19 protein-coding genes and 1 pseudogene are annotated in these 20,351 nt (G+C 67.8%); 11 read left to right on the top strand and 9 right to left on the bottom strand.

Annotated elements, in window-relative coordinates:
- The 3 genes from NA8_RS34360 to NA8_RS14495 all read left to right on the top strand — a co-directional run.
- On the top strand, window positions 1-870 hold an 870-nt coding region (locus NA8_RS34360; RefSeq protein WP_169810507.1), incomplete at its 5' end, for a YncE family protein.
- Complete coding sequence (locus tag NA8_RS14500; protein WP_245663831.1) at window positions 870-1,169, top strand: DUF5703 family protein; 300 nt, start codon at window positions 870-872, stop codon at window positions 1,167-1,169. The genes NA8_RS34360 and NA8_RS14500, both read left to right, overlap by 1 nt.
- Before the next feature lie 4 nt (window positions 1,170-1,173).
- Window positions 1,174-2,250 carry a quinone-dependent dihydroorotate dehydrogenase gene (locus NA8_RS14495; RefSeq protein WP_063050901.1) on the top strand — a complete coding sequence of 359 codons (1,077 nt, stop codon included), beginning with the start codon at window positions 1,174-1,176 and terminating at the stop codon, window positions 2,248-2,250.
- A 12-nt stretch (window positions 2,251-2,262) separates the two neighbouring features.
- On the opposite strand, the gene NA8_RS14490 is transcribed toward NA8_RS14495, so the two are convergent.
- On the bottom strand, window positions 2,263-2,646 hold the full coding sequence (locus tag NA8_RS14490) for a hypothetical protein (RefSeq protein WP_063050900.1): 384 nt from the start codon (window positions 2,644-2,646) through the stop codon (window positions 2,263-2,265).
- Window positions 2,647-3,381: 735 nt separating this feature from the next.
- Between NA8_RS14490 and NA8_RS14485 the strand changes: the two genes are divergently transcribed.
- The 4 genes from NA8_RS14485 (at window position 3,382) to NA8_RS14470 (ending at window position 8,367) form a co-directional block, all read left to right on the top strand.
- Window positions 3,382-4,863: a PfkB family carbohydrate kinase gene (locus NA8_RS14485; protein ID WP_245663830.1), complete on the top strand. Its 1,482-nt coding sequence runs from the start codon at window positions 3,382-3,384 to the stop codon at window positions 4,861-4,863.
- Window positions 4,860-5,588 carry a GTP cyclohydrolase II gene (locus NA8_RS14480; RefSeq protein ID WP_084466797.1) on the top strand — a complete coding sequence of 243 codons (729 nt, stop codon included), beginning with the start codon at window positions 4,860-4,862 and terminating at the stop codon, window positions 5,586-5,588. The genes NA8_RS14485 and NA8_RS14480 overlap by 4 nt, the downstream gene beginning before the upstream one ends.
- A 190-nt stretch (window positions 5,589-5,778) precedes the next feature.
- On the top strand, window positions 5,779-7,611 hold the full coding sequence (locus tag NA8_RS14475) for an AMP-dependent synthetase/ligase (RefSeq protein WP_063050898.1): 1,833 nt from the start codon (window positions 5,779-5,781) through the stop codon (window positions 7,609-7,611).
- A 111-nt stretch (window positions 7,612-7,722) separates the two neighbouring features.
- Window positions 7,723-8,367 carry a class I SAM-dependent methyltransferase gene (locus NA8_RS14470; RefSeq protein WP_063050897.1) on the top strand — a complete coding sequence of 215 codons (645 nt, stop codon included), beginning with the start codon at window positions 7,723-7,725 and terminating at the stop codon, window positions 8,365-8,367.
- Between the two features lie 335 nt (window positions 8,368-8,702).
- On the opposite strand, the gene NA8_RS35115 is transcribed toward NA8_RS14470, so the two are convergent.
- On the bottom strand, window positions 8,703-8,882 hold the full coding sequence (locus NA8_RS35115) for a hypothetical protein (protein ID WP_245663829.1): 180 nt from the start codon (window positions 8,880-8,882) through the stop codon (window positions 8,703-8,705).
- A gap of 97 nt (window positions 8,883-8,979) precedes the next feature.
- On the opposite strand from NA8_RS35115, the gene NA8_RS14460 reads away from it, so the two are divergent.
- A complete protein-coding gene (locus NA8_RS14460) occupies window positions 8,980-9,495 on the top strand; it encodes an NsdA family TPR-like regulatory protein (protein WP_501193537.1) in 516 nt (171 codons plus the stop codon).
- A 238-nt stretch (window positions 9,496-9,733) separates the two neighbouring features.
- Here the strand turns inward: NA8_RS14460 and NA8_RS14455 are convergent, their stop codons facing one another.
- The 4 genes from NA8_RS14455 to NA8_RS14440 form a co-directional block, all read right to left on the bottom strand.
- Complete coding sequence (locus NA8_RS14455; RefSeq protein WP_393236574.1) at window positions 9,734-10,159, bottom strand: hypothetical protein; 426 nt, start codon at window positions 10,157-10,159, stop codon at window positions 9,734-9,736.
- Between the two features lie 324 nt (window positions 10,160-10,483).
- Complete coding sequence (locus NA8_RS14450) at window positions 10,484-11,032, bottom strand: YbhB/YbcL family Raf kinase inhibitor-like protein (protein ID WP_063050895.1); 549 nt, start codon at window positions 11,030-11,032, stop codon at window positions 10,484-10,486.
- A 22-nt stretch (window positions 11,033-11,054) separates the two neighbouring features.
- Window positions 11,055-12,416: a M20/M25/M40 family metallo-hydrolase gene (locus NA8_RS14445; RefSeq protein WP_174550080.1), complete on the bottom strand. Its 1,362-nt coding sequence runs from the start codon at window positions 12,414-12,416 to the stop codon at window positions 11,055-11,057.
- Between the two features lie 129 nt (window positions 12,417-12,545).
- Window positions 12,546-13,049, bottom strand: coding sequence for a GtrA family protein (locus NA8_RS14440; RefSeq protein ID WP_218019458.1), 504 nt, complete (start codon window positions 13,047-13,049; stop codon window positions 12,546-12,548).
- Window positions 13,050-13,156: 107 nt separating this feature from the next.
- Between NA8_RS14440 and NA8_RS14435 the strand changes: the two genes are divergently transcribed.
- Both NA8_RS14435 and NA8_RS14430 read left to right on the top strand, forming a co-directional pair.
- Window positions 13,157-15,535: a beta-ketoacyl synthase N-terminal-like domain-containing protein gene (locus NA8_RS14435; RefSeq protein ID WP_063050893.1), complete on the top strand. Its 2,379-nt coding sequence runs from the start codon at window positions 13,157-13,159 to the stop codon at window positions 15,533-15,535.
- 223 nt (window positions 15,536-15,758) lie between these two features.
- On the top strand, window positions 15,759-17,216 hold the full coding sequence (locus NA8_RS14430; RefSeq protein WP_063050892.1) for a serine/threonine-protein kinase: 1,458 nt from the start codon (window positions 15,759-15,761) through the stop codon (window positions 17,214-17,216).
- Window positions 17,217-17,281: 65 nt separating this feature from the next.
- Here NA8_RS14430 and NA8_RS14425 read toward each other — a convergent pair whose 3' ends face one another.
- Window positions 17,282-17,536 (bottom strand): DoxX family protein, encoded by a 255-nt coding sequence (locus tag NA8_RS14425; RefSeq protein ID WP_245663828.1) that lies wholly within the window; start codon window positions 17,534-17,536, stop codon window positions 17,282-17,284.
- A 230-nt stretch (window positions 17,537-17,766) separates the two neighbouring features.
- Here NA8_RS14425 and NA8_RS14420 point away from each other — a divergent pair, with 230 nt between their 5' ends.
- Window positions 17,767-17,988 (top strand): LysR family transcriptional regulator, encoded by a 222-nt coding sequence (locus tag NA8_RS14420; protein ID WP_063050891.1) that lies wholly within the window; start codon window positions 17,767-17,769, stop codon window positions 17,986-17,988.
- A gap of 396 nt (window positions 17,989-18,384) precedes the next feature.
- Here NA8_RS14420 and NA8_RS33800 read toward each other — a convergent pair whose 3' ends face one another.
- Window positions 18,385-19,191, bottom strand: a complete 807-nt coding sequence (locus NA8_RS33800; RefSeq protein ID WP_157106699.1) for a DUF6624 domain-containing protein — start codon at window positions 19,189-19,191, stop codon at window positions 18,385-18,387.
- Window positions 19,192-19,440: 249 nt separating this feature from the next.
- Window positions 19,441-20,056, bottom strand: a pseudogene (locus tag NA8_RS14415) (recombinase family protein).
- Window positions 20,057-20,351: the final 295 nt, after the last annotated feature.

The raw sequence follows: 20,351 nt of genomic DNA, 5'->3' as shown, positions 1-20,351 counted from the left end.
CCGCCGGTCGGGCGGGTGCTGCCCGCCGGACCGGTCGCCGAGCTGGCCGCCGATTCCGCGGGCGGGTTGCTGGCCGGGCTGGACGGTGAGGTTCTGACCGTGCTCGACCCGGCCGCCGCGCAGCCGGTGGTGCGCACGGTGAGGTTGCCCGAGCGCGCGAGTGGTCTCACGCCGGGCAGGCCGGGTGAGATGCTGGCGGCCGCGCCGGGCCGGGTGCTGCGGGTGGACCTCGCGTCCGGGGTGATCGCCGAGGTGGGCGTCGACGGCGACGTCCGGTCGGTGCGCGCCCGGCCGGACGGCGGGTTGCTGGTCGGCACCGCCGACGGCCGCGTGCTGGAACTGGCGCCGGAGGGGAAGGTGGCCCGCACCGTGTCCGGGCTGGTCTCCGCCGACGAACTCGCCGAAGCCGACGGCAAGCTCACGGTGCTCGACCGGCATCAGAGCGCGATCTTCGAACTCGACCTGGACAAGCAGCGGCCCGGGCTGGCGCTGCGGGCCGGTGACGGGGCCACGCGGCTGATCGGCGACACGCGCGGCCGGTTCGTGGTCACCGACACCGCAGGCGGTGAACTGCTGGTCTACACCGCGGGACCACTCGTGTTGCGGCAGCGTTTCCCGGTAGGATCTTCGCCTTACGCACTTGCCTACGATCAACGGTCCGACACCGTGTGGGTGACGTGCACGCAGCGCAACGAGGTCGTCGGATTCGACCTCTCGACTGGTATACCGAAGGAAGTGGGCCGCTACGCCACCGTCCGGCAGCCGAACGCGGTGGCCGTCGAGCAACGCACCGGAGATCTGTTCGTGGGGTCCGCGACCGGCGACGGTCTGCAACGGATCGGTGCGGACGATCGGAAGAGAGGGCAGTGATGGCTCGGACACCACGCGCGGGCGATGATTCCGCGACATCTGCCGATCCGGCAGCGCACCGGGGGCGCGGGCGTGCGCTGCCCGCGGGCTGGGAAACCACCAGCGACGACTACGAGTACGTGCCGTTGCGGCTGCCGCCGGATGTCACGCGGGTGACCGCGTCCATGCGGCTGGCGATTCAGGCCGAGTTCGGGGGCTGGGAACTCTCGCGGGTGCGCGCCTACACCGACGGCAGCAGGCGGGTGCTGCTGCGGCGGCGAAAATCCGCCCTACTACCCCAGCCCGAACCCGGAATGTGAGCCGATGTACGCCCTGCTACTCCGACTGATGTTCCTCCTCGCGCCGGAACGCATCCACCATCTCGCCTTCGCGGCCATGCGGTTGGCCGCCTCGGTCGCGCCGTTGCGCTGGGTGATGAGCAAGGTCCTCGTCACCCGCGATCCGATCCTGCGCGCCGAGGCATTCGGGGTCGAGTTCCCCGCGCCGTTGGGCCTGGCCGCCGGTTTCGACAAGAACGCCGACGGTGTCGATGCCTGGGCGCCGCTGGGGTTCGGTTTCGCCGAGATCGGGACCGTGACCGCGCAGCCGCAGCCGGGCAATCCCGCGCCGCGGTTGTTCCGGCTGCCCGCCGACCGGGCGCTGATCAACCGGATGGGATTCAACAACCACGGTGCGGCCGCGGCGGCCGAGCGACTGCGCGCACGCCGCGGCGGGGTGCCGATCGGGGCGAACATCGGCAAGACGAAGATCGTCGAGCCGCAGGCCGCGGCCGAGGACTACGCCGTCAGCGCCGCGCTGCTGGGGCCGCTCGCCGATTTCGTCGTGGTCAACGTCAGCTCCCCCAATACGCCGGGCCTGCGTGATCTGCAGGCAGTCGAATCGCTGCGTCCGCTGCTGCGGGCGGTGCTGGACAGTGTGCGGGTGCCGGTGCTGGTGAAGATCGCGCCGGATCTGTCCGACGAGGACATCGACGCGGTCGCCGACCTGGCCGTCGAACTCGGATTGGCGGGCATCGTGGCCACCAACACCACCATCCGTCGCGACGGTCTGCGCACCGACGCCGCCGCGGTGGCCGCCATGGGTGCCGGGGGTCTGTCCGGCCCGCCGCTCGCCGACCGTTCGCTCGAGGTGCTGCGGCGGCTGTACCGGCGGGTGGGTGACCGGCTGGTGCTGATCTCGGTCGGTGGCATCGAAACCGTCGACCAGGCGTGGGAGCGCATTCTGGCCGGGGCGACGCTGTTGCAGGGCTACACCGGGTTCATCTACGGCGGCCCGTTCTGGATGCGCAGGATCCATCGTGGCCTGGCGCAGCGGTTGCGCGCCGACGGATACAGCAGCATCGGCGAAGCCGTCGGCGCGGAGCACAAAGCGCACGCCTGACCCCAGCGGGACTCAGCCGTGCACGAACGGCGGTTCGGCAGTGCGGGTGCGTCCGCGCCGGGTGCTGTGCCCCGGCGGAGCCGGATCTCCCTTCGGTCCCAGTTCCCGGCCCAGGCGTGCCGCCATCGCCTTGGCGAGCAGGATCACCGCGTGGTCGCGCAGGATGCCCAGTTGGTCGGCATAGACCTCGACGCGGGCCTGGGTCATGCGGTCGTGCACGACGTGCGGGTCGCTGAGCAGTTCGTCCAGCGACATCCCGGCCAGTGCCTGCGCGCGGGTCAGTCGCCGCTCCGGTAACCAGCTCAGCCGCCAGGAGTCGGTCGCGTCGGTGTCACGGTAGGCCGATTCCGGGGTTATGTCACTGGTCATCGTCCATTCGGTGGTGTGGATGGTCATCGCGGTCTCCGGTGCAACAGGTGGAGTGAGGCCGGCTCCAGGGTGCTGGGTTCGATGCTCACGAATGCCTCTCGTCGTGCATCCGCTGGTGTGGCGCGGTGTCTGCGCCGCACCGTGAATTCCGCCGTGCCTGCGGCCGTGGTGGGTACCCGGGCCGAGGAAGTCTCTCGGCGGGCCGGGTGGTCCAGGGGATGGCTCGGAGGTGTGCGGCAGCCGGGGAAGCCGCAACCTCGGGCAAGCCGGGGGCCGAACGCGCGGCTGCGCGTCGATGGGGGTGGGCGAAGTCTTGTCGCGGTGGAGTGCCCTGCGGCTACGGTTCGATCCGGGTGACACGCCGCATGGCCAGGGGCAGCTGACGCGCGGGATGCGCATACCAGCGTGCCGGGGCGATGAGGGGTGCGTTGTCGCGCGGGATATCCGGCGGCTCGTTCAGTCCATCACCGGCTTCGGCACCAGCTCGATATCGGATCCGGCGGGGCGGTGTCGTCGCCGCCGCGGCTGTCGTATTTGCAGAATCATTCTCATCACCAGCCCTCCCGATTGCCTGGTGGTGCGATGGGGATCGCCACTTCCAGTGTGGCATTTGCCGTTCCCCGAGCGCAATTGCCGTTGTAATTTGGTAATTGACAATTTGCCCGCTCGCTAAACCCGATTTGCGTGGCCAACATGCGCCCGGCACTCCTGTGTCGCGCCGATGGAAGGGGTGGCATCGCCATGGTCCCGCAGGATTCGGGAATGGTTGCCGTTCGCAATATCCTCACCCGGTTGTGCAAACGCTCGGGGCTGAGTTCGGATCGGTTGCGCAGCACCGAAATCGACGTCTCGCCACTGCTGGATCTGTTGGCCGTGCGGCAGTACGCGCGGCGCGCGGGCATCGACCGGGAACAAGCGGTGCCGCCGCTGGTGCGCGAACTGACCCTGCGATTGGATATCACCGACCGGCTCGTCGTGGATGCGGAGCTGTCGCTGGGTTTGCTGCGCGAAAACCCGCCCGCCGGTGTCGATCCCGGCCGGCTCTACGCCGCGGATCTCGGTGAGCGGCGCGAATACCTCGCCGCGCAGTGGGCGGTGCTGCACGAAGCTCTTGGGGCACAACAGGTTCCGGGCACGCTGACGGTGCGTTCGCTGCGCGGGGCTCCCGAGCGCCGGGCGTTCACCGAGCTGGCCGCGCGGCTGGCCACGGCCTCGGTGTTCGCCGGCGCGCACGCCGTCGACTTCGGCGCGTCTAGCGAAACCGTTGCGGCCGAGCCTGATCCGGTCGACACCCGCGGTGTGGTCACCGTGGTCGGCGACGCGGTCATCGACCATATGTATGTGGTGGATCGGATCCCGGGTCCCGGCGGCACCGCGCGCGGCAGCTATCGGCAACATCCCGGCGGCAAGGGGCTCACGCGTGCTGTGGCGGCGGCGCGGCTCGGGTTGCGGGTGCGGTTGATCTCGGCGGTGGGCGACGACGAGGCCGGGGGCCGCATCCTGGAATACCTGCGCAGCGAACGCGTCGAGACCGAACTGGTGAAAGTGGTGCCCTATGCCCCGACGCCGGTGACCGCGGTGATCGTGGCGGGCACCGGCGCGGCGAGCACGATCGGCTGCAAAGACGAGCGAATCCGGTTGAGCGCCCAGGACTTACGCAGCGAGGCTATCGGCTCGGCGATCGCCTCGTCGGATGCGGTGCTGCTGACCTTCGAACAACCCACCGGCGTCATCGAGCAGGTCATGGCGCAGTTGCGCGGACTGCCGGACCGGCCACTGGTGGTGGTGCACCCGGCACCGCGGCTGGATCGGCCCCAATACCTGTATCAGCATCTGGGTGTGGTGGATTACCTCGTCGGCGGCGACAACGACCTGCGGGCCCTGGCGATGTCGCCCGACGGTACGGCGCCGGACGCGCAACAGACCGCCACCCGGCTGCGCGCGCTGGGGGTCGGCGCGGTCTGCGCGATCCGAGATTTCCGGTGCGCGGTGTGGTCAGAGCAGGTCAGCGACCGCTTTCGGCCGTTTCCGACGGCGCTACAGGACTCGGTCGGCGCTCACGCTGCCTTCTCCGCCGCCCTGGTATATCGTCTCGTTTCGACGCGCCGCCCCGCCGCACGCAACGACTACGTCTGGGCGACCGCCGCAATGGTGGCGACGCAATCGATCGGGGACGTCCCCGGGGCAATGCCACTGGTGAGTGAGGTCGAGCGAATTTTCAAACTCGCTACGGAGGAGCATTGACCAACGTTGTGGATCCTGCCGACACCGAACATCGGTTCCGTCGCAACGGGCAAGATCTGCGAGTTCGGGTGGTGGAGGTGAACGGGGACGGCGAGCGGGGGCACCTGCTGCTGTTCGGCGCGGTCGCCGACGGCTGCCTGGTACGAGTGCACTCACGCTGCCTGTATGGGGAGGCGCTGCGTTCGCAAGACTGCGACTGCGGGCCGGAGCTGGACAAGGCGCTGGATCTCATCCAGGCCGCGGGCAGCGGGGTGCTGGTCTACCTGGAGCAGGAGGGCCGTGGGGCGGGACTGATCGCCAAGGCGCTGGGTTACCGGGAAAGCGAGCGCTCCGGCGCGGACACCTTCACCAGCTACGAGGCCCTGGGCTACCCCGCCGACGCCCGCACCTACGTCACCACCGCTCGCGCGCTGGCCGATCTGGGATTGCGTTCGGTGCAGTTGTTGACCAACAATCCCGCCAAGGTGGAGGCGCTGCGCCAGGAGGGGTTGCGGGTCACCGCGGTGCCGTTGCGAACGCGGGCGCTCAGCGAGCGGGCCCGCGACTATCTGGAGGCCAAGCGCACCCGACGCAAGCACTGGATACCGACCGATGCCGCACCGTGGGCACTCGACGAGCCCGGCGGCAGGTCGCGGGCGGCCGGTGACCCGGTCGCGATCACACAGGGTGAGAACTTCCGTCCGCGCCCCGGCCCCGGCTCCGCGCAGGATCTGATCGGTGCCTGAAGGATTGTTGAAGTTTGCCCCACCCCGCTTCCCTCCTGTGGCTACCATGAGTGAGCCGCGCCACATGTGGCGCGCCGACTCGTGAGAGACCGACAGTGCATTCGCCGCACCGCGTCAGGATTCGAGTCCCGGATCGTACGCCGGCGGATACCGGCGTACGGTTCACGCCAGCGCTATCGGGAACAGGGATATGACGACAACAGAAATCGGATACGCGCACCAGTCGGGCAAAACGGTGTACACCGTCCCCGCCGCATTCCAGGAGACCGCACGGCTGCGTCCCGACCAGGTCGCCTTGCGCAAGGTGGGTGGCACGCAGGAGTACACCTGGCGCGAGTACGCCGAACGGGTGCGCTCGATCGCCGCGGGCCTGGCCGGACTCGGCGTCGGTCACGCTGACACCGTCGGCATCATGCTCACCAACCGTCCCGAGTTCAACCTCGTCGACACCGCCGCGTTGCACCTGGGCGCCACCCCGTTCTCCATCTACAACACCAGCTCCCCCGAGCAGATCACCCACCTGTTCACCAACGCGGGCAACAAAGTCGTCGTGACCGAACAGGTCTTCCTCGACCGGATCACCGCGGCCGGGGTGCCGGTCGAGCACATCATCATGGTCGACGGCCCCGCCGAGGGTGCCGTCACCCTCGAACAGGTCGAGACCGCGCCCGCCGCCGACTTCGATTTCGACGCCGCCTGGCAGGCCGTCGGCGCCGACGACCTGGCCACCCTGATCTACACCTCCGGCACCACCGGCCCGTCCAAGGGCGTGGAGATCACTCACCGCAACGTGCTCGCCCAGATCATCGCCCTGGTCAACGGCCCGCTGCAGGTCGGCCTGGACGACCGCGCGGTGTCCTACCTGCCCGCCGCGCACGTCGCCGACCGGATCTCCGGCCACGCGATCAACCTGCTCACCGGCATCCAGATCACCACCGTGCCCGACCCGCGTGAGGTCGCCGCCGCCCTGCCCGACGCGCGCCCGACCATCTTCTTCGGCGTCCCGCGGGTGTGGCAGAAGATCAAGGCCGGGGTGGAGGGCAAACTCGCCGAAGAACCGAGCCCGGTCAAGAAGGCGCTGGCCAACTGGGCGATCAGCACCGGAGTCGCCGCCGCCCGCGCCGACCTGGGCGGCAAAGGCCGCGGTCCCCTGCTCGGGGCGCAGCACAAGATCGCCGAGACGCTGGTGCTGTCCAAGCTGCGTCACGCGCTCGGGCTCGATCAGCTGCGCGTCGCCTCCTCCGGCGCCGCCCCCATCCCGCCGGAAACCCTGGAATACTTCCTCGGCCTCGGTTTCACCGTCAGCGAGGTGTGGGGCATGTCGGAGACCACCGGCGTGGGCACCTACACCGAGCTGGACAAGCCCCGCCCGGGCTCGGTCGGGCGCGCGGTCGACGGCATGGAACTGCGCCTCGACGCCGACGGCGAGGTGCTGGTGCGCGGCCCGATCGTCACCCGCGGCTACCGCAACATGCCCGACAAGACCACCGAAGCCATCGACTCCGACGGCTGGCTGCGCACCGGTGACATCGGCACCCTCGACGCCGACGGCTACCTGCGGATCGTGGACCGCAAGAAGGAACTGATCATCAACGAGGCGGGCAAGAACATCGCCCCGACCAACATCGAGAACTCGGTGAAGGCGGCCTCCTCGCTGATCGGCCAAGTGGTCGCCATCGGCGACGCCAAGCCCTACATCGCCGCCTTGATCGTGCTCGACCCCGACGTCGCCGCCATCCGCGCCAAGGAACTCGACGCCACCGGCGAGGACATCGCAGCCCTGGCCGCCCGCAGGCAGATCATCGACGAGGTACTGGCGGCAGTCCAGGCGGGCAACGCCAAACTCTCCCGCGTCGAGCAGATCAAACGTTTCACCGTCCTCGGCGCTGTCTGGGAGCCTGGCGGCGACGAACTGACCCCGAAGATGTCGCTCAAGCGCGCCCCCATCGCGGCCAAATATCAGGCCGAGATCGAGGCGCTGTACGCCAAGGAACCCTCCGACCGGGTGATCAGCGTCAAGTAAGCTCGCCGGAACGCACTGTGGCCCTGGGCATTACGTCCAGGGCCACAGTCTTTCGCGCTGGTCCTCGAGGCCCCGGATGCCAACCGCCGCGGCCGCCGTGAGAATGGAACGGTGCTGCTGTCTCGACTCGACCGGTTCAATCGGCGACATCCGTGGAGCCACAACGACCACTACGGTGCGTGGGTCGTACGCCAGGTGGCAGCGGCCGGAGCCCATCACATCCTCGACGTCGGATGCGGCACCGGCAACCTCGCCGCCCGGCTGCGCGACCGCGTCGCCACCGTCACCGCGCTCGAGCCCGACCCCGCGACCGCCCGCCTGGCGGCGCGACGCTTCGCCGACGACCCCGCGGTGACCATCGTCGAAGCCGGCTTCGCCGGTCGCGATCACCAGCGACGCTGGGACGCCGTCACCCTCGTCGCCGTCCTGCATCACCTCCCCTTGATGCCCACCTTGCGGGAACTGCGCGACTGTCTGGCCCCCGGCGGGCGACTCGCGGTCGTCGGCTGCTACCGCCACGCCGGACCCTTCGACGTACTCGCCGACCTACCTGCCATAGCCGCCAACCCCGTCATGGGACTGATCAAGCACCCGGCTCGCGCCGAAACGCTGCCCCCGCACATGACGGCACCCACCGTCGAGCCGGCCGAGACCCTCGCCGACATCCGCGCCGCCGCCGCGCGGGAACTGCCCGGCGCCCGGATCCGCCGTCGCATGTTCTGGCGCTACACCCTGGTCTACGACGCCCCCTCCTGACGGGGTTCCATGCCCTGCAATACCTTTCAGGCATACCTGAAGCCTCGCTTCCGTCGTGCAACCCGCTCCGCCACGCATCCACGGATAGCGGCCACCACGACGCTTCCGGAGGGAAGAAAAGCGCTGTCGGGGCGAGCGACCCAGGCGCGGAACGTAGTCCCCCGATCGGCCGGGCTCGGCAGCGCCACGGTGCCGCCGGCGCGCACCAACGAGACGTCGAGCCGGAACATCTCGGCGAACAGCGGGATATCACCCGGCAGGTCGGGCCGCGTCAGATACGTCCACCGTTTCGACCGGGGATGCGACATGATCGGGCCGATCCGATAGTGGTGCCGCTACATCCGAATCTTCACATCCTGGCCCAGCGTGGCGGGCATGATCACCGCCCACGCCACCCCCATACGTAGCACGATGCGCCCCACCTGAGGTGGATCCACCTCCGCGGGCAGGTCGCACACCTGCCGGTAGTAGGCGCACCGGGACAGTGGTGTATCCCCGAAAGGTATCCAGCCCATCATCAAATCCCCTGCTCAGATCGATCGACGGTGGAGATGCGCCCGGTCCCGCGGACCGCGGAAATAGCCCCGGCGACGAGAGCGAGCCTGCCGCGGGATTCGCGCGGAACTCCCTGACCGGACGCGTATTCTGGCGGCGTCCATGAACGAGCACGTGTACCCGCTGCTGCGGCGGACGCACAGCGAGGACGTCCGCCTGGCGCTCTGCCGTGCGGCTGCCGAACAGACCTACCTGCTCGGCTGGATGGCGTTCGACAACGGCGAACACGGAACGGCGCAGCGGTATCTGATCCAGGCGCTTCGCTTGGCCGAGGAGTCGCGCGATCCCGCCCTCGGCGCGCACGTGCTCGCCGGGCTGGCCGACCAGGCAACCTTGCTCGGGCATCCGCACGAAGGCCGGCGACTCGCCCAAGCAGGTCGCCAAGGTTTGGCGAAGGTGGATGCGCCCGCTTGCCTGGCGGACCTGTGGACATCTTCGGCGAGTGGGCGAACGCATTCCGTGACCTCGGGCAGCCGGACCAAGCCGCGTCGTACGCTCGCCGCTCGATCTCCCACGCCCGCACGCAGAATCGCGCGCGACGCGGTGCGCTCTCCCACGCCGCGCTCGCGGTGACCCACATACAGAAGCGCGACCTCGAAGCTGCGCACGCCACGGGTGTGCGGACATCGGTCCGCACCCTTTGGTGGCGGACTTCAACGAACGGACTCGCACATTGCCTGTGGCGTGATCGGCTCGGTGCTCGCTGCCGAGTCCTTCCCGAGCGGCTCATCCGGTGCCTGCGAAGGCGTGGACCAGCTGGTGGCGGCGGTAGAGGATCGCGCCGAACCACCGCATGCGTAGTGAGCCGGGACTAAGCCAATTGCTCTACGGCGAAGCCGACCAGGAGCACGCAGAATCCGCCGATCTCGCCGATGATCAGAGCGGCGAGGACGAAACGCATCGACGGCGGAGGGTTGCGCATCTGGTTGTCGGTCTCGCGCTGCAATCCCAGGCGGATGTAGTTCGCGATCGTCACCACGAACAGTGCGATGATCGCCCCGGCCGCGGTGGCGTTCACCGCCGTCGGCCAGCCGGACAATTCGACGAACCAGGCGATCAATCCGGTGGCGAACGAGTACAGCAGTGCGGCGCGGTGGGCGATGTCGACGTAGGGGTGTGCCAGGCCGTCCGGCGAGGTGGTCATCGCCTGCCATTTCCACACGCCGAGAACCAGCGCCCACAGGAAGATGAGCCCGGCGAAGAAGAGCACCCAGGCGGTTTCCGTGCGAATGATCAAGTCCGTACCCTCATCAGTCTTTCGCGCGCCCACTTGGGCGGCTGTCCAGCGGCAGCGTAGCGCTTGCGGGCAGTCGCGGCGCGACGAGAACGAACCCACTCCTGGGAATACCGACTGGTCGGGTTAGCGCGCGGCTCGCGGGCCTGGCCGAGGTGGAGTTCGTGTCGCCGCGCGGCTGGGGGCTTGTGGATCGAAACCCACGGCGCGTACCGCACCGGCCAGCAGGGCACCCGCGACGACGTGGCGATTGACTCGAATCATCTCAAATTCGATGAGGTGCATTGGAAAGCGTTGTGGCCCTGAGCGTTTCGCTCAGGGCCACGATCACGCGCCGGGACTCTGGTTCTGCTCGTAGGTGGCGACCAGGGTCGCGCGGGCGACGGTGTGGGAGAACAGGTTGAAGCCGAGGTAGGCGGGCGTGGCGTTCTCGTCGATGCCGAGGCTTTCGACGTCGACGGCGTGCACGACGATGAAGTAGCGGTGCGGGCCGTGGCCGGGCGGCGGGGCGGCGCCGACGAAGCCGTGGAAGCCGCCGTCGTTGCGCAGGGTGATCGCACCGGTCGGCAAGGCGCCGCCTTCCTCACCGCTGCCCGCGCCCGCTGGCAGCGAGGTCGCGCTCACGGGGATGTCGGCGACCGCCCAGTGCCAGAAGCCGGAAGCGGTGGGAGCGTCGGGGTCGTACACGGTGACCGCGAAGCTCTTGGTCTGCGCCGGGAAGCCCGTCCAGGACAGCTGCGGGGAGATGTCCTTGCCTCCCGCGCCGAAGACGCCGCTGACCTGGTCGTTGCCGAAGGGCTGGCCGTCGGTGACATCGGTGGAGGTGAGGGTGAACGACGGCACCTGGGGAAGCGCGTCGTAGGGGTTGTAGGTCATGGAACCTCTCTTCCGGATCGGATCAGCTGTGCAGTAGGAAGTGTTCCAGCACGCGGGTGCCGAATTCGAGGGCCTGCACCGGCACCCGCTCGTCGACGCCGTGGAACAGGGCGGTGAAGTCCAGTTCCGGCGGCAGCTGCAGCGGGGCGAAGCCGAAGCAGCGGATACCCAAGCGGGCGAACGCTTTCGCGTCCGTTCCGCCGGAGAGCATGTAGGGCACCGTGCGGCCGCGCGGATCATGGGCGAGCACGGCGTTGTTCATCGCCTCGACCAGATCGCCGTCGAAGGTCGTTTCGTAGGAGTCGAGCTTGGTGATCCACTCACGTTCGACATCGGGGCCGATCAGCTCGTCGACCTCCCGTTCGAATGCCGCCTGCCGCCCGGGAACCACGCGGCAGTCCACCACCGCCTCGGCAGTCTGCGGGATCACGTTGGCTTTGTAACCGGCTTGCAGCATGGTGGGATTCGCGGTGTCGCGCAGGGTGGCGCCGATGATGCGGGAAATGGTGCCCAGTTTGGCCAGCTGACCCTCGATGTCGGGGCTGGACGGATCGAATTCCAGACCTGTCTCCTCGGCGACGGCGGCGAGGAAGGCGGCCACCGAATCCGAGACCACCAACGGGAAGGTGTGTTTGCCCAGCCGGGACACGGCGTCGGCGAGGATGGTGACCGCGTTGTCCTCGTGCAGGAACGAGCCATGGCCGGCACGGGCCTTGGCGCGCAACCGCATCCAGCCCAGACCCTTCTCGGCCGTCTCGACCAGATACAGCCTGCGTTCGGTGCCGTCGGGGCGCGGCACGGTCAGCGAGAATCCGCCGACCTCCCCCACCGCCTCGGTGACGCCGTCGAACAGATCGGGGCGGTTGTCCACCAGCCACTGCGAGCCCCACTTGCCGCCGTTCTCCTCATCGGCCAGGAACGCGAAGACCAGATCGCGCGGCGGCACCGTCCCCTCGAGCTTGAACTGGCGGGCCACCGCCAGGGCCATCCCGACCATGTCCTTCATGTCGATCGCACCGCGACCCCACACGTAGCCGTCGCGCACCGCGCCGGAGAACGGATGCACGCTCCAGTCCGCGGCCTCGGCGGGCACCACATCCAGGTGCCCGTGGATCATCAGGGCGCCACGGCTCGGATCGGCGCCTTCCAGCCGCGCGAAGACGTTGCCGCGACCTTCCGCGCCGGATTCGACGTATTCGGTGACATAACCCGCCTGGTGCAGCTGGTCGGCCACCCACTGCGCGCATTCGCGCTCACCCTTGGTGGTGGCCAGATCACCGGTATTGGAGGTGTCGAAGCGGATCAGCGTACTGACCAGCTCCACCACTTCCGACACCGCGCGCGAGTTTCTGTTCGGGTCGATTCCTTCGCCAGTTGCGGACACGCTCCCTTTCCTACCACCCGCGCGGCGGTGCGAACGCGCGGCCGGGGTATCGCGGCGGGGCGCCGCGGCCCGCACGGTGCGCGATCGCGCCCGCCAGGGTTGTCATCAGGATGAGCGCAACTGGCCGGCTCACCCCGCGCCGGGGCGCTCGACCTCGCGCGGGAACACCACCCGCACGAATGCCCAGAACCGGAACACCATGCCCAGCGCGGTGCCGATCAGCTGCGCGGCCACGAAGTCGGCCACGTTCTGGGTGAAGCGGGAGACCTCGGGCACCTCGAGATGCAGCGCATACCGCGATACCCACAGCGGTGCGGTGTTGATCGCGACGGCCAGGAAACTGACCAGGTAGAACAGCGCGGCCTCGTGATGCCCGCGCCGCCCGCCGCGCCCGTCGAAAGACCATTGCTTGTTGAGTACATACGACAATGTGATCGCCGCCAGCACCGCGACCACTTTCGCGGTGACCGGATACGCCTCGAGCACGGTGCTCTTCAAGGTCAGGAATACCGCGGTGTCCAGCGTGAACGCGGCGACACCGACGGAGGCGAAACGGAGAAGTTCTCGACGCCGTGCCTCGCCCCCCAGCGCGGACGTCACCCGAGCGAAAACGGGGCGTTCGGAAAACAGCACAGGTAAAGTCTCCGGCACATGTCCCGACCCCACAACAAGATCGGCAGATTCACCGCACCGCTTGTTCCACGGGTGCACGGTCGGTGGATCGCGGGCAGGCGAGAAGCGTGAAGAAAGCCAAGCGGCGCACCCGTCCTCAGCAGACAGCGATCGACATCGCCGAGCCGATCGCCGTGATCGGCATGAGCTGTCGCTTCGCCGGAGGCGCCGATTCCCCGGAAGCGTTGTGGCGGTTGCTGATCGAGGAGACCGACGCGATCGCCGACGAACCGCCGCCCGGTCGCTGGTCCGGTGACCATCGCGGCGCCGACCGCGCCGCCGCGGGCAAGACGGTGTCGGTCGCGGGTGGATATCTGGCGGATGTCGCCGGTTTCGACGCCGAATTCTTCGGCATCACCCCGCGCGAAGCGGCCGATATGGATCCGCAGCAACGCTTGGCGCTGGAATTGGCCTGGGAGGCATTCGAGGACGCGGGAATCCGCCCCGACCGGGTTCCGCGGACGGGCGTGTATTTCGCCAACAAGTTCAACGACTATCGCGCCGTGAAACTCGCCCGTGGCGCCACCGCGATCACACCGTTCACCAGTACCGGAGACGTCGAAGGCGTCATCGCCAACCGGGTGTCGTACTTCCTGGGTTTCGACGGCCCCAGCATGACGGTGAACGCCTCCTGCGCGGGATCGCTGGTCGCGGTGCACCTGGCTTGTCAGGCGCTGCGGGCGGGTGAGAGCTCGGTGGCCGTGGCCGGGGGTGTGCAACTGAATCTGATCCCGGAGACCACGATCGGATTGTCCGCGCTGGGCGTGTTGTCCGCGCGCGGCCGATCCCGCACCTTCGACGCCACCGCCGACGGCTACGTGCGCGGTGAAGGCGGCGCGGTCGTGGTGCTCAAGCCGCTGCGACAGGCCCTGCGCGACGGGGACCGCGTCTACTGCACCCTGCTGGGCAGCGCCACCAACAACAACGGCAGGCATCGTTCCATGCCCGCCAGCAGCGCCGACGGGCAGCGGCAACTGCTACGGCGGGCGTGCGCGCGAGCGGGTGTCGACCCGTCGACGATCGACTACGTGGAGGCGCACGGCACCGGCACCGCGGTCGGCGACCGCGCCGAGCTGTCCGCACTGGCGGAGGTCTACGGCACCGGCAGAGCGCCCGGCGCGCCGCTGAGGGTCGGCTCGATCAAAACCAATATCGGGCACACCGAAGCGGCCGCGGGCATAGCGGGACTGGTGAAAGTCGCGCTCGGGCTGACCCATCGCCGGATCCCACGCAGCCTCCATTTCGAACGACTGCCAGGGGAGTTCGATCCGCAGACGGCTGGAGTGCGCGTCGCCGACATCGCGCTGCCGTGGCCGCAGCACGACCGGCCGGCGCGCGCCGCGGTGAGTGCGTTCGGTTTCGGCGGTTCCAACGCTCACGTCATCGTCGAAGCCGCGCCCCCGTCCGAGCCGGTAACCGGGACCGGCGTCTCGCAGCGGCTGGTGGTGCTGTCCGCCCGGACCGAGACCGCGCTGCGCGTGCACGCACATCGGCTGCGTGAGCGTCTCCTCCGCGATCCCGGGATCGGTCTGGGCGATCTCGCCCATACCCTCGCCACGAGAACGCCTTTCCGGCAACGGCTTTCGGTGGTCGCCGACGATGTGGGCGCGGTTGTCGACTTCCTCGGCGCCTACCTGGACGGGACCATGCGGAAAGACGACACCGAGCACGAGGTGCTGAGTCTGGTGCTGTCCGCGGCCCTGCGTCCCGGCGCGGTGGCCCGCCGCGACCTGCTCCACGCGGCGGGGAAGCTGTTCGAGCGAGGCGTCGAGCCCGACTGGGCGGTTGTGAATCCGCCGGGTCGTCCGGTATCCCTGCCCACCTATCCGTTCCAGCGCCAGCGGCATTGGGCGGAGCCTTATGCGCCGGTCGAGGAACCCGGTGTTGCCGCGATCGGATCGCCTTCGTTCGACTTGCCGCCAGGCGACCACGTCACTCCGGCTGATGTTCGAGGTTCCGGGGTCGGGACCGCGCTGGTTGTGTCGCCGGTGACGACCCAGGGAGCGGACGATCCGGTCGCTACGGTCCAGGACCGGGCACCGGCCCACGCATCCCCCGAGTCCAGCGAGCCGCGAAGCAACTCCGCGCGTGACCTCGCCGCCCTGGTCACCGCCGAACTCGCCCACGTCCTCGGCATCGCACCCGACCGGGTGCCCGCACGGCAGAACTTCGACCAGCTCGGAATCGGCTCGGTGCACGCCGTGGAACTGTCGGCGCGCCTCAGCGCCCGCCTGGGCATCGAGATCCCCGCCGCCATCATCTGGGGCTGCCCCACCGTCGAGCTGCTGGCCACCGAACTCGACATCCGCCTCGCACCCCTACACCCGGCCGCGGATCAGGCACCCCGAACCGCCACTGCGTCGGTAATGGCACCGGAATCACCGTCGGAGGAGGAAGTTCTCTCGACAGCCGAACTGCTGGCGTTGAGCCGGGAATTGCTCGGCTGAGCCGCAATAGCTTCACACGCCGGCGGCCAGCGATCCGCCGCCCGTGGATTCGGCAGCCACAAAAGACACGGCTGAGCGCGGTCGCAGGACGGGACCCCGGAGGAGCGTTCGATATCCGGGGGATCGGCTCGTGACGCGATGCGCGAGCGCCGCCCGGTCTGCGGTCCGGAAGCGGATATGCTGCCCACGGTTCGGGTGGGCTGGGATCCAAAGGGGGTCAGAGATGTTGAGGCAGCACGAGTCGTTCGCCGACTACGTGATCGAGGGCGTACTCGGGCAAGGCGGTATGGGCACCGTCTATCTGGCCCGGCACCCGCGGCTGCCGCGACTGGTCGCGCTGAAACTGCTCAATCGCGCGGTGTCCGAGGACGAAGAGCTGCGCAGGCGGTTCGAACTGGAAGCCAATGTCGTTGCGCGTCTCGAACATCCGGGCATCGTCGGCGTCTACGATCGCGGCAGCCAGGACGGGCACCTGTGGATCTCCATGCAGTACGTCCGCGGCACCGACGCCGCCCGGCTCGACCCGCAGACCACCCGGCCGGACCATGTCCTGCTCATCGTCGGCGATACGGCCAAGGCCCTCGACTACGCCCACGGTCGCGGGGTTCTGCATCGCGATATCAAGCCCGCCAACATCCTGATCGCCGAGGCGGAAGCCGGTCGCGAAACTCGTGCTATGCTCACGGATTTCGGCATCGCGCGGCTGCTCGACGCGGATACCAAGCTCACCGCAACCGGGACGTTCACCGCCACACTCGCCTATGCCTCACCCGAGCAACTGTCCGGTGAGCCGGTCGATCACCGCGCCGATCAATATTCCCTCGGCTGCACCCTCTACACGATGCTGGCCGGGCAACCGCCCTTCCCCTCGACCAATCCCGGTCAGATCGTCGCTGGACACATCGCCAAGCCGGTACCGCGGCTCAGCGACATTCGTCCGGAGTTGCCACGGCAGCTCGACAACGTGATCGCACGCGCGCTGGCCAAACACCGCGACGAACGATTCGCCAGCTGTGGCGACTTCGCGGCAGCCGCGGCGGCGGCCCTGCGCGGCGACGCCGCCCACGTGCCGCCCGCGCCGACCTTCGTCAACCAGCGCTCCACCCACTCGGCGACGGCGATCGACCCTTGGCCGCGGTCGGCTCCGACCTTGCTGAACCAGCCTTCGGAGCCCAGGTGGCGCGCCGAGCCGCTGCCCCCGATGCAACCACTCACGCCCGTCTACGATCCGGCCCGGCCATCCGGCGTCGTCCCCAGGATCGGTGCCGTCATCGCGTTCGCGTTCGGCCTGCTCACCACGATCATCGTCGCCAACGGAGTGATCGAGCTGGCAACTCGGCGCACCACACAGTACGGCCGCCCGCAGACGTTGCGTGATGTCGCCCTCGATGTTCTCGCCCCCATGACGATCTGCACCGCGATGTCGCTGCTGCTGATCGGTGGCTCGATCGCGCTGTTCGCGCGCAGACGCGCGGGGCGCATCGCGGTGGCACTGGGTACCGGGATCCTCACGCTGGTCGCCCTGGTCGGTATCGGAGCCGGCTTGGGCGGCGACCACCGCCGCAGCGACGTGATCTTCGCAGGCACGATCTTGTCTTTCGCCGGCACGGGACTGCTGTGCACGGTGACCCCTCCGACCAGCCGCTGGCTTGCCGACAAACGTCCCGGGAACCGGCCGTGAACACCCGAGCTTGCGGTGTCGACCTCGGAAGAACAATGGATAACGAAATGGGACGGCTCAGGGACTCACCTTGCCAGTTGCAGTGCCAGAGTCGCGGCGACAGGAATGAGATACAGCACGGGGAAGACCGAGGTGGTGTAGGAGTGGGCCCGGATCGCGGTCGCACTCGCGCCGAGGAAGTAGATGATCAACCCGACCGCCGCCGCGACACCGACCGCAGGCAATACGAAACCCACGACCAACCCGCCGGCGGACTTGGCCGAGGCCAGCCAATTCCACCAAGGCCGAGGCACCCCGTACTGCTCGAGCGGTTCGACCACAACTGCTGCTTGGAGAACAGTGAATATCCCGAGAAGCCGACCCAGAGGGCGGCCACCACACCCACGATGTAGTAAGCGGCGTTCATCTCCGATTTCCTCTCGAAAAGACTGACTGCGTCAGTGCCCGAAACCCATTGTGTCGGCGCCATTCAGGGTGACGGTGCAGGGCACGGGGATCAAGCAGGCATTATGGAACGGTCTTTTAGCGGTGCTCACAGATCGGTGGCGTGATGCTCGAACGGTTCGAACTCGAGGCGTTCTTGACGCTGTCCGAGGAACTGCATTTCAGCCGGACCGCCGCACGCCTGCGGGTTACCCCGGGTCGGATCAGCCAGACCATCAAGAAGCTGGAACGTCAAGTGGGAAGCCCGCTGTTCGAACGAACCAGCCGCCACGTGGTCCTGACGCCCCTCGGGCAACGCCTGCGTGAGGGGACTGGGTCCTCGATCTGACCCCGTCCGAGACGATTCCGGTCACCCGTCTCGATTTGGAGCCGCGGGCACAGTTTCCCATGGACCGGCCCGAGTTGGGTGCGTAGCGAGTCGTTCTCGTCGGTGAGTTCCTTGATCCGGTTGGGCCTGGGGCGCGTCATCGACGTCGCGCCGGGGTGCGCCTGGTTGCGCTGGGATGGGCTGCCGCGCCGCTGCGCAGAGTGAGGTCAGACAATCGGGCAATGAGGAAGCAGGACCCCGGCCGTGATGCCGTCTCCAGCCATGACTGCTCGTCGTCATTGAACCTGCTGACTCGGCGCAGCGCCGGGCCGAGATGACCTGCGCGGACGCTGTAAATCGCAGTCGCCGACGGCGACCTGGGCAGACACGACCTGAAAAGTGCGAAAGCCGAGGCAGTCAGTAGGTGATGGAAAGCGCTGAAATTTCTTCAATGGTCCAAGCGTTGGCGATATCTTCTTCCTCGAGTGGCGGCAGCCCCAGTTCGGCTCTGCGGTCATTAACCCGCCCTGGGGTTTCAATAGGAAGAAGACGAATCGGACCTCCTAATCCAAACGATTGGGTGCCATATACTTGTGGGCGCTTCTCGCGCGTGCGAACACGATCATCAAGATATGCCAGATGTAATCGATCCGCTTTACCCTCGGCTACCGATTGTCGCAACAAGGGTAAGCATTGCTGCTGAAGATCCAGCGGAGCGTGTTGAACTATCAGCCAGGCCGCTCTAGCTCCATCCTCGCCCACCCGATCCGTTCCTGGCCAACCGTATTTCGCGACAACGCCCCTGAACCACGAAATATTATCCGCATCAACCTTCCGCATGGCTTCAATTTCTATCTTACTCGCCGGATGGCTTATATTCCGGCGGACTTCCTGATCACGTTCACCTCGCTCCAATAGTTCGGTAGAAAGACGCTCGGTCTCCTGTGGGCGTTTGTCGGCGGTATCGTCCGGTCTCCCACCATGGTCGACTGTGTGTGGGTCGACAGTCGCCGTCTGCCTGTGTTCAGGCGCTGTCAGCGTTTCACCCGCTTTGTCCACCTCGCGTCCACCGAGCTGATCGGCCTGCACCTTCACATCGACATCGTGCCTGACAAAACGAGCTGCGCCTCTGGGCATGTCCGCAGCACCCTCGGCTGCCCTCCTTGTCAGGCGTTTCAGATCTTTTACAATTCTGCCCAGGACCCTGGTCAGGCCGTTGCTCAATCAGTCCTCACTACTCCGATAGGTGAACGCTGAGACACCGGACAGCGGCGCTGCGCCGACCCGAGTGATGCTGCCGCCAAGCCGGCAACCGGGGCATCACGCAGCTGGGGTTGGTGGATGATGCCGATCGCCACACTGGCCGCCGGCGCCCGGGACATGCAAGAAGCGGGTCGCCGTTCCATCGGGACTGTGGCCGGATCTGCCTCATAATTGGGGAGGCGGCCGCTTGTGCCGCAACAGGTTCCATGGTCAGCCGGCGGCCGATACGTCGAGGCCGGCCGCTGCTGATCCGAGGTAACGGTGCGGGGAGGTCTTCGGGATATCGGTCTTTCTCGCGATCTCGGCCAGCGACTTGTGTTCCCGGGGCAGCAGCCGCGCGTACTCGATCTTGTCCTCGGGGTGCGCCACAGGACGCCCGACACGGCGACAAGCTGCTTCAGCGACAGCGCGAGCATGCGCAGCCCGCTCGGCGGTAAAGGTGCGCTCCATCTCGGCGAACAACGCCAGCAGCAGTACCGCCACCCGGCCCATGCCCTCGTCGGCGGTGTCGATCGGCATCGGATCGGCCAGTGACTTCACCCCGATACCCTGCTCATGCAGATCGTGGATCAGGTTCAGCACCTCGCGCAGGTTGCGGCGCGACCGGTCCAGGGTGTGCACCACGATCCGATCCCCAGGCCGCGTAGGCCACAAGCCTGATCAGGCCGGGCCGATCGACGGTCGCGCCAGTCTTCTTATCCACGTAAATCCGCGGATGCAGAATCCCGGCATCGGCGAGCGCGGGCAGTTGACGGTCGAGGCTCTGCTTGGTCGAGCAGACCCGCGCGTAACCGAGATCCCAGCCACCTGCCGGGTGCTGATCCATCGTCACGACGAGAACGTACCGGAAATCGCTTCCGCACGCGGGTTTCGGAACGCTTCCCAGTGATGGCCAGTGGAACGACTTCTGGAACGAGTGGCAATCGGATCGGCCTATGTCGCACCCTGAACAACCGTCCAACGGTGTGCGGTGCGGAGCGTGCAGCCAAATTGTTCCAACGTCTGGTCATGGACGGCAAACTCCCCGACGACGACGACACCTTTTGCGGCCGGCCGGATCGCTGAAAAACGGATCGTGCTCGCGTGCTCCTTTACGGAGTGGGCATGAGTGAGTTCATAGA

The organism is Nocardia arthritidis NBRC 100137, from assembly GCF_001612765.1.
GTDB lineage: Bacteria > Actinomycetota > Actinomycetes > Mycobacteriales > Mycobacteriaceae > Nocardia > Nocardia arthritidis.
This window is presented reverse-complemented; position numbering and strand designations above follow the sequence as displayed.

Excerpts from the sequence above, each read along its gene's own strand:
- NA8_RS14490 (WP_063050900.1), bottom strand. The coding sequence starts at position 2,646 with ATGACCATCCACACCACCGAATGGACGATGACCAGTGACATAACCCCG.
- NA8_RS14500 (WP_245663831.1), top strand. The coding sequence starts at position 870 with ATGGCTCGGACACCACGCGCGGGCGATGATTCCGCGACATCTGCCGAT.
- NA8_RS35115 (WP_245663829.1), bottom strand. The coding sequence starts at position 8,882 with ATGGGCTGGATACCTTTCGGGGATACACCACTGTCCCGGTGCGCCTAC.
- NA8_RS14475 (WP_063050898.1), top strand. The coding sequence starts at position 5,779 with ATGACGACAACAGAAATCGGATACGCGCACCAGTCGGGCAAAACGGTG.
- NA8_RS14430 (WP_063050892.1), top strand. The coding sequence starts at position 15,759 with ATGTTGAGGCAGCACGAGTCGTTCGCCGACTACGTGATCGAGGGCGTA.
- NA8_RS14485 (WP_245663830.1), top strand. The coding sequence starts at position 3,382 with ATGGTTGCCGTTCGCAATATCCTCACCCGGTTGTGCAAACGCTCGGGG.
- NA8_RS14495 (WP_063050901.1), top strand. The coding sequence starts at position 1,174 with ATGTACGCCCTGCTACTCCGACTGATGTTCCTCCTCGCGCCGGAACGC.
- NA8_RS14420 (WP_063050891.1), top strand. The coding sequence starts at position 17,767 with ATGCTCGAACGGTTCGAACTCGAGGCGTTCTTGACGCTGTCCGAGGAA.
- NA8_RS14450 (WP_063050895.1), bottom strand. The coding sequence starts at position 11,032 with ATGACCTACAACCCCTACGACGCGCTTCCCCAGGTGCCGTCGTTCACC.